General features: G+C 39.4%; 9 protein-coding genes. 5 read left to right on the forward strand and 4 right to left on the reverse strand.

The features are described from left to right. Positions 1 to 102 precede the first annotated feature (102 nt). Positions 103 to 516, reverse strand: a complete 414-nt coding sequence (locus KKB09_03035; GenBank protein ID MBU4300171.1) for a type I restriction-modification system subunit M N-terminal domain-containing protein — start codon at positions 514 to 516, stop codon at positions 103 to 105. Between the two features lie 405 nt (positions 517 to 921). On the opposite strand from KKB09_03035, the gene KKB09_03040 reads away from it, so the two are divergent. Both KKB09_03040 and KKB09_03045 read left to right on the forward strand, forming a co-directional pair. Then, the gene (locus KKB09_03040; GenBank protein ID MBU4300172.1) at positions 922 to 1,554 is read left to right on the forward strand and encodes a nucleotidyltransferase domain-containing protein; all 633 of its coding nucleotides are present in this window, start codon (positions 922 to 924) and stop codon (positions 1,552 to 1,554) included. After that, positions 1,526 to 1,981, forward strand: coding sequence for a HEPN domain-containing protein (locus tag KKB09_03045; GenBank protein MBU4300173.1), 456 nt, complete (start codon positions 1,526 to 1,528; stop codon positions 1,979 to 1,981). The genes KKB09_03040 and KKB09_03045 overlap by 29 nt, the downstream gene beginning before the upstream one ends. Before the next feature lie 38 nt (positions 1,982 to 2,019). Here KKB09_03045 and rsgA read toward each other — a convergent pair whose 3' ends face one another. Next, a complete protein-coding gene (gene rsgA, locus KKB09_03050; GenBank protein ID MBU4300174.1) occupies positions 2,020 to 3,021 on the reverse strand; it encodes a ribosome small subunit-dependent GTPase A in 1,002 nt (333 codons plus the stop codon). Between the two features lie 67 nt (positions 3,022 to 3,088). Between rsgA and KKB09_03055 the strand changes: the two genes are divergently transcribed. The 3 genes from KKB09_03055 (at position 3,089) to KKB09_03065 (ending at position 6,343) form a co-directional block, all read left to right on the forward strand. Beyond that, complete coding sequence (locus KKB09_03055; protein MBU4300175.1) at positions 3,089 to 4,255, forward strand: U32 family peptidase; 1,167 nt, start codon at positions 3,089 to 3,091, stop codon at positions 4,253 to 4,255. Positions 4,256 to 4,404: 149 nt separating this feature from the next. Further along, entirely contained in the window at positions 4,405 to 4,836 is a 432-nt protein-coding gene (locus tag KKB09_03060) for an alpha/beta hydrolase (GenBank protein MBU4300176.1), read from the forward strand. 145 nt (positions 4,837 to 4,981) lie between these two features. Continuing rightward, complete coding sequence (locus KKB09_03065; GenBank protein ID MBU4300177.1) at positions 4,982 to 6,343, forward strand: hypothetical protein; 1,362 nt, start codon at positions 4,982 to 4,984, stop codon at positions 6,341 to 6,343. 90 nt (positions 6,344 to 6,433) lie between these two features. On the opposite strand, the gene KKB09_03070 is transcribed toward KKB09_03065, so the two are convergent. Then, complete coding sequence (locus tag KKB09_03070; protein ID MBU4300178.1) at positions 6,434 to 6,826, reverse strand: hypothetical protein; 393 nt, start codon at positions 6,824 to 6,826, stop codon at positions 6,434 to 6,436. Beyond that, positions 6,823 to 7,431, reverse strand: coding sequence for a nucleotidyltransferase domain-containing protein (locus tag KKB09_03075; GenBank protein ID MBU4300179.1), 609 nt, complete (start codon positions 7,429 to 7,431; stop codon positions 6,823 to 6,825). The genes KKB09_03070 and KKB09_03075 overlap by 4 nt, the downstream gene beginning before the upstream one ends. Positions 7,432 to 7,619: the final 188 nt, after the last annotated feature.

The raw sequence follows: 7,619 nt of genomic DNA on the forward strand, positions 1-7,619 counted from the left end.
GAAATATCTGCGTTTTTTATGGCACGTTTGTCTTTCTGCCTTATGATCCAACGAATCTTCTCGTTATTCAGCTTTTTCATGTATTCTATAATGGGGTGGAAATTAATTCGGGATAATATAATCCAAGGCAGCACGTGCATAATTCCTGGCAAGAACTCCTTTAAGCGGCGGATTATCTCTTTCTATCCCATCCATTGCATCGTCAACGAGTTTTCCGATTGTCGGCTGTTTTGCATTGCGCTGAAGATGTTCCCACCTTGCTTCGGGAGGCACCCAAAAGATGTTTTCTGCGCGATATTCGTCTGGATCTTCAGGATCTCTGCCGGATGAAGAATCATCAACTATCTCTTTGTGTTTTGACTCAAAGGCATCCGAAATGTATTTGAGAAATATTAATCCAAGAACAACATGCTTGTACTCGGCAGCATCCATATTGTTCCGTAATTTATCCGCGACTTGCCAAAGTTTTTGCTCAAAGCCTAGATTTGCTCCGTTAGAAGACTTGGAGTTTGCCATGGGTGTCGCCATATACTAAATAATTATATTTTAAGAATATAAATGCCTCGAGCATGTTTAAACATACGAAAAGGCGGTATATTATACCTCAAAGTAGGTTGACGAACTGGTTGACGCAAAGGTTGACGCAAGTTTTCTATATTTAGTTTGCAGTCATCAGCCCAACATCTGTTGCCGTACTGTGGGCAAAACCTCGATGATTACTTCGAATATTTGAAGCTCCGCTTAATTATATCCGCGGAGCGAGAATTTCGAAGGCTTGAAACTCACACAAATTCCATCCACAAGGTGAGTACAAAAGAGTTTCATGACTGCAAAGGCGGCGTATTTTGTAAAAAATAAGCTTTATATACTTAATCCTACAAATAGGATTAAACAATCCTATAATTAGGATGGATGAATAATATGCTAAAGAAAGAATATGAAGTTTTGCTTCAGTTTGTCAAAGAGCCGTGGAAAAAATTCACTTTCAAAGAAGTGAAAGCGTTCACAGGAAAAAAGTCCGAAAGCTACATATATGCCTCTTTAAAGAAATTTGTCAAAGCAGGAATACTGAAAGAGGAAAAAGCGGGAAATGTTGTTCTTTATGAATTAGGCTTGAAAAGCCAGAAGGCGCAAGTCTATGCAGGGTTTATCTCTGAGTACGTTGCGTGGGGCCAAAAACACCTCCCACACAAAGATTTGCAGAAAATTGCAGATAAACTGTCAACAGAATTCTATATTTTTATAATAACCGGCAGTTATGCCAAAAATAAGCAAAAAGAAACATCAGATATAGACCTCGCGATAATTATCGGCGATTCTGAAGAGCCAAAAAAGGTTTATGCACAGCTTAGGCTGGCATGCGAGTTAAACATTTCCCAAATACACCTTTATGTTTTCAAAAAGTCCGAATTTCTTCAAATGCTCTTAAACAACGAGGCGAATTACGGAAAAGAAATAGCCAAAAATAACCTTATATTGCATGGAGGAGAAATATACTACAGGATTTTGCAAGAGGCGATTGAATATGGATTTAATGATAAAAAGCTATATTGAAAGGGCAGAAAACGAAATTGTCATTGCTGAGACCCTGAAAAGACTTAGCAATGAAGCAAATGCAAAGCAATTTTTTGGCATAAGCGACAGGATGACATTTTACAGTTCCGCGATATCCCATTCTTATTATGCAATATTTTATGCGGCAAAAGCAATACTATTGACGAAAAATATTAAAACAACCGCCCCGGAAATCCACAAAAAAACATTTGAAGAATTTAAAAGGAACTTTGTGGACACGGGCATCCTTAATGTGAAGCTTCTTGAGATTTACAGGAAAATGGTCATCAGAGCAGACGAGCTTCTTGAAATATTCAAAGATGAAAAGTGGAAAAGAGGGAATTTTACATATAATACAATTCCTCAGGCAAACAAAGAGCCCGCAGAAGACTCATTAAAAAAGCAAAATTATTTGTTTCAAACATAACGAAAATATTTCAAATGGGTTAAGCCCATGACGTTTCCCTATTCCTCCAACAACCTCACATAACTATCATAACGTTTCTTGGGTATTTTTCCTTCTGCAAGCGCCCTCTTAACTCCGCAATCTCGAGCATCTTCTTTGTTATGCAGGCAGTTGCCGTACCTGCATTGATATGCCTTGAACTCCGGGAAATAAAGCTGAAGCTCATTTTTCGGTATATTTCCTATGCCAAATGACCTTATTCCCGGCGTGTCAATTATGTATGAGTTTTCCTTCCATTTGTACACTGTTGAAGCTGTGGTTGTGTGCTTTCCACGATCTGTTTTTTTGCTTACTTCTCCTTCCCTTGCAATTATATCCCCTGAAACTGCATTTATCAGGGATGATTTTCCCACTCCGCTTTGCCCGATAAACACAACAGTTTTACCAGAAATGATTTTTTTTAGCTCCTCAATCCCTTCTTTTTTCCTGGTAGATGTTTTTACGTATTTTATTCCGGCATATTCCTTAAGCAGGCCGTCTTCATACCCTTCTGCCAGATCCGCTTTGTTCAGGCATATTATCGGCTCGATATTGTTGCTCTGTATCATGACAATATACCTGTCAATTGCATTGATGTGAAGAGGCGGGCTCCTGGCAGATACTACTGCAATGACCGCATCAATGTTTGCGGCAATGATGTGCGCATACTCTGCACCCCTTCCTGTGCGGTCCTGCTTCATTCTTGAGATTTTTGACGCCCGTCTCTGAATGCTTGATATGCAATACCCAAAATTGTCCTTTGCCAAGCTGACGTAATCTCCGGGAACAATGGCTCCGAAGTATTTGGCAGTCCTGCTAAGCTTTACGCCTGAAATTATCTCATCATTGTAGAACACTTTGAATATGCCGTGGTTTTTTTCTATGACAATGGCCTTGTCTTTGTCGTCAATGCGCTCGACAAACAGCTCTTCGACTGAATGATCTGTGTTCTTCTCTCTTCTTTTCTTATCAGTCGCCCTTTTGGCAAATCTTCTTTCATAGCTTAGAAAATCATCAACCATGTATTAACTTAGAATTTTGGGGTTTAAATCATGACATTTTATAAAAATACACACATAATCAACCCCTATGAAAAAGCCGGAACTTCTTCTTCCTGTAAAATCCATGTCAAGCCTTGTTGCTGCGCTTCCGTACGCAGATGCAGTCTATTTCGGGGCTAAAGTCTTTAGCATGAGAGCAAGAGCCGGCAATTTCACAAACGCAGAAATAAGGAAAGCAGTCGAAATCTGCCACAAAAACAAAATCAAGGCGTATCTTGCAGTCAACACAGTGATTTACCCGGACGACGAAAAAAAGCTTGAAAAACTCTTGGATGCGGCAAAAATGGTTGATGCAGTCATATGCTGGGATGCTGCAGTAATCCAAGCCGCAAAAAAAAGAAACATTCCGATTCATATTTCAACCCAGGCAAATGTCTCAAACGCAAAAACCGCTGAGATGTACCGCAGACTCGGCGCAATAAGAATCGTTCTTGCCCGCGAATGCAGTCTAAAAGACATAAAGAAAATTAAAACACAAACAAAAATCGAAATCGAAGTATTTGTCCACGGAGCGATGTGCGTTTCAATATCGGGAAGATGCTATCTTTCAAGCTATCTTTACGGAAAATCCGCGAATTGCGGCGACTGCATTCAGCCCTGCAGGCAGGAATGGACACTTACAAATGAGGATAAAAAAGAGCTTGTATGCGACGGAAAATACCTCTTAAGCGCAAAAGACCTGTGCATGATAGAGCATATTCCCGAATTAATAAAAGCAGGAATTGACGCGTTCAAAGTCGAGGGTAGGTTAAGAGATGCCAGATACACTGAAACAGCAGGCCGATGTTATAGAGAGGCAATTGATTCATTTACAAAAGAAAAAGCAATAAAATGGAAAAAAGAGCTCCAGTCAGTCTATAACCGCGGATTTTCAACAGGATTTTATTTCAAAAAGCCGACAGATTTCACATATGACCTGTCCAACTCTCAGGCAACGTCAAAAAAAGTCCATGTCGGAATCATAACTAATTATTTCCCGAAAATTTCTGTCGCATCAATTAAAGTCTTTTCAGGAATTATAAAAGTGGGAGACAAAATCATAATAGAGGGCAAAACAACTTATCTAATGCAGAAAATCGAGTCAATCGAAACCAACGGAAAAATAAAAGACAAGATTTTAAAAGGCGAAGCTTCAGGAATAAAAGTAAAAGAAAGAGTAAGAAAAAACGACTCGGTTTATTGTATAAGAGAATGATTATGGCAAATGTCATTATAATTCACGGAGCTTACGGAAATCCCGAAGAAAATTGGTTTCCCTGGCTGAAAAAAGAGCTTGAAAAGCTGGATTGCCGCGTTTTTGTTCCAAAATTTCCAACTCCTTAAAATCAGGCGCTTGAAAACTGGATAAACTCATTTGAAAAATATGAAAAATACCTGGATAAAAACACAATAGTTATCGGGCATAGTTTGGGATGCGCGTTTTTATTGAATGTTCTTGAAAAGGCAAATAAGCCCGTTAAATCAGCATTTTTAGTCGCGGGGTTTGTCAGCGCAATAAATAATCCAAAACTTGATGCGATAAACCGGAGTTTTTGGGACAAAAAGTTTGACTGGAAAAAAATAAAGAGCAACTGCAGGAATTTTATAGTTTACCATTCCGACAATGACCCTTACGTATCACTGGAAAAAGGAAACGAGCTTGCAGAACAGCTTGGCAGCAGCCTGAAGATAATAAAAAATGCAGGGCATTTCAACAAAAATTCAGGTTATCTAAAATTTGATATGCTTTTAGAAGATGTCAAAAACACATTACAAAATTACAAAAAATCTATATAAGCTTTCAGGTGCATAATAAAAGGATAATTCTTGAAAAGGTCACAGACAAAAATGGGAGACAAAAACATTCTAACTGAATGGCGCGCGTTGCGTAATTCTTGCATAGTTCATACGCGTTCTTATAGCATATAGTTTGGTGTCGCCTATGAAAAACTTCAAAAAATTCTGGAAGCTCGGCAGACCCGAATTCAATACGGAGTTTTTTGACATAACTAAAGACGGCGAGCTGCTTGTAAAAGAGGGGAATTACCAGTACAACATAAACAAGCTTGTCAAAAAATACGGCACATCCCTTGAGATAATATTTCCAGATATAATCGAGAAGCGCCTCACTAATCTCATTGAGATGTTCAACAAATACATAAAATTCTACGGCTACAAGGGCAAATTCCACTACAATTACCCGATGAAAGTCAACCAGAACAAGGAAGTGGTCCTTGCCATGATAAGCGCGGGCGCAAACATAGAAGTCGGCTCGATGAATGAGCTCTGGCTTGTGAAACAGCTCTGGGAGCAGGAGCAGTTCAATGAGAAAATCCGCGTGCTCTGCAATGGCCCAAAGACAATTGACTATGTGAACCTGATTTCCGAGCTAAGGGAGGAAGGGCTGAACATTGTTCCGATAATCGAGGACAAGAACGAATATCTTGCGCTGAAAATATTCAAGGGAAACGTAGGCATACGCGTGAATCTTGATGTCAAGGTAAGCTCGCGCTGGGACAAAAAGGTCGACAGGTTCGGGCTTGAGCCGGATGAGATACTGTCTCTTGGGAAAATCAAAAACCTCAAGTTATTGCATTATCACATTGGCTCCCAAATTGAGCGCTCAGAAGATGTCTTAAAGCCATTCCGGAAAGCCGCTGAACTATTCGCTAAATTGAAGGCGATAAACCCATCGCTTGATACAATAGATATAGGCGGCGGATTAAGCGTGCCTTATGACAAGAAAAAGACATATTCAGTTGACAATGTTATCAAGCGAATCATCGGATTCATCAAAAAGTTCTCGGAAAATAAAACCATCTCTCCTCCGGACATCATAGTTGAGTGGGGCCGCTACATTGTCGCGCCTTCACAGATAACTCTTTACAAGGTAGTTTTTGAGAAGCCTATAGTAAAAAGCGTTGCGCATCGATGGTATATTATCGACGGCAGCTTCATGAACGACCTTCTTGACACATGGGCAATACACCAGAAGTGGCATGTTGTTCCCATCAATTATATGAAAAACTCAAAGCTTGCACGCGTGTGGCTTGCCGGAATGTCTTGTGATTCCGACGACAAGTACACTGCCGGAGGAAGCTATCTTTCTTTGCCGAAATTCGAGGACTTAAACGGAGAGCCTCTTTCTATTGCAATTTTTGACACTGGCGCGTATCAGGACCCTCTCGCATCGCATCACTGCCTCCTATCATCGCCTGCAAAAATCATTGTGCAGGACGGACAAATTACTGTTGCAAGAAAGCGCGAAACAGCAAAAGACGTGGGCAAATTGTTCGGCTGGTAAATAATTCATTTCCGCTTCTTAATCGCGTCAGTAAGTTCTTTATGCATTTCTGCATATTCCTTTAAAGAAATCTCGCGCAAATTCATAGGTTCATTGCGAAGCATTATGAATCTTTTCCCTGACCCATTTCACAAACTTTTTCGCGCCGGCTATATCTTTTTTAGCAACGCTCTTTGAAGTCTGGACAGAACGGTAGCCGTACAGATGGCGTTCGTCAAGAAGCGTTTTTAATATTAGCGACTGATTCTCATTTATCTTTATGCCGGCTTTTTTATGGACTATGAGCGCTTCAGAATGATCTCCTGATGCCTTTTCTTCTATGAAAAATATTGTAAACGCGTCATTTGCAGCGATTACAGAGTCTCCTGAATCGATAACTGCCGATTTAAATCGCCCCTTTGCAATATTGTCTTCTGCGGATTCAAGAAATTCTGCGGCGTCTTTCATCCTCTGAATTGAGTTTTCTTTTGGCTCTTGCCTCATTTTATCAGCTCCTCCAAATTTTTGCCTTTTATAACCGTTCCTGTTCCAAATATGCTTACGATAGAAGGTTCTTTATTAAAATAGAGCTTTTTGAACTCTTTTCCATCTAATACATCAATTGTGAGCATAGTGCCATTCTCAAGAAATTCTTGAGATATTTTATTCGAAATAAGCCTGCATTTTTCCTCTAGTGCCTTGCTTTTTATAATTACCATAACGTCAATATCGCTTTCAAGGCGCTCGGATCCTTTGGCATATGAGCCGTAAAGTATTATTGAAGAAGCAATATCTTCAGAAAACGGATGGATTATCCTTTTTTTGATATTTTTGAATAATTCCTCTTCTATTTTTAAAATCGGCAGAATAGCTTCTTTTACAAAAATATTTTCTTCATTTAATTGGAATAGCTTTATTTTACCTTTTTTGTTAACTATCACGACATTTTCCTTTTCTAATCTACTCACTATTCTTGAGACCGCCCCTTTATTTAGGGCCATATCTTTTGAAAGTTCTGATATATTGAACTGCCAGCCAGTATGTTTTGACAGCTTTTTCAGAACTTTTATCCGTCCTTTACTTCCAAATAGATTTTCAATAAGTTGCATATTTGCAACACCTGTTTCACTTTTACAACTATTAAGTTCGTAAGTTTATAAAGAAATTGCCTAAAATTTGCGCATCCGTTCGCGAACTCTGTTCACTTGCGTTCTCAGCTTTTGAGGACTCCTTCAATTCCTCAAAATTCGTTCGCTCTCGGCTTTTTCAACCATTCACAAACGTTATCGGGTTGAAA

Source organism: Nanoarchaeota archaeon (assembly GCA_018897155.1).
Classification (GTDB): Archaea; EX4484-52; EX4484-52; order EX4484-52; family LFW-46; genus LFW-46.